The sequence below is a fragment of the Oleiphilus sp. HI0128 genome, assembly GCF_001635365.1.
In genome coordinates this window covers 1-961 of the sequence record NZ_LWGG01000678.1, presented here as the reverse complement: position 1 = coordinate 961, position 961 = coordinate 1, and the positions used below count along the sequence as shown (strand labels likewise).

Below are 961 nucleotides of genomic sequence, written 5' to 3'. Positions count from 1 at the left end.
TATTGAATTAGTGGAACGCTCTGGGAAGTGCGGCCATAGTGGGTGATAGCCCCGTACACGAAGATTCAATAGTCACATATTAAGTAGGACGGGACACGTGTTATCTTGTCTGAAGATGGGGGGACCATCCTCCAAGGCTAAATACTCCTGACTGACCGATAGTGAACCAGTACCGTGAGGGAAAGGCGAAAAGAACCCCTGTGAGGGGAGTGAAATAGATCCTGAAACCGTATGCGTACAAGCAGTGGGAGCAGACTTGTTCTGTGACTGCGTACCTTTTGTATAATGGGTCAGCGACTTAATTTTAGTAGCAAGGTTAACCGTATAGGGGAGCCGTAGGGAAACCGAGTCTTAATAGGGCGTTTAGTTGCTGGGATTAGACCCGAAACCGAGTGATCTAGCCATGAGCAGGTTGAAGATCAGGTAACACTGATTGGAGGACCGAACCCACTTATGTTGAAAAATGAGGGGATGACTTGTGGCTAGGAGTGAAAGGCTAATCAAACTCGGAGATAGCTGGTTCTCCTCGAAAGCTATTTAGGTAGCGCCTCGTGTATCACCCTGGGGGGTAGAGCACTGTTTGGGCTAGGGGGTCATCCCGACTTACCAACCCCATGCAAACTCCGAATACCCAGGAGTGCGATCACGGGAGACACACGGCGGGTGCTAACGTCCGTCGTGGAGAGGGCAACAACCCAGACCGCCAGCTAAGGTCCCAAAGTTACAGTTAAGTGGGAAACGATGTGGGAAGGCTTAGACAGCTAGGAGGTTGGCTTAGAAGCAGCCATCCTTTAAAGAAAGCGTAATAGCTCACTAGTCGAGTCGGCCTGCGCGGAAGATTTAACGGGGCTCAAACTGTACACCGAAGCTGCGGATATCTTTTAGATATGGTAGAGGAGCGTTCTGTAAGCTGATGAAGCTCAATTGAGAAGTTGGGTGGAGGTATCAGAAGTGCGAATGC

Annotated in this window: 1 rRNA gene; it reads left to right on the top strand. The window is 49.9% G+C overall.

Features of this window, described 5'->3' with window-relative positions:
• A 23S ribosomal RNA gene (locus A3763_RS08405) occupies positions 1-961 on the top strand; the annotation flags it as partial.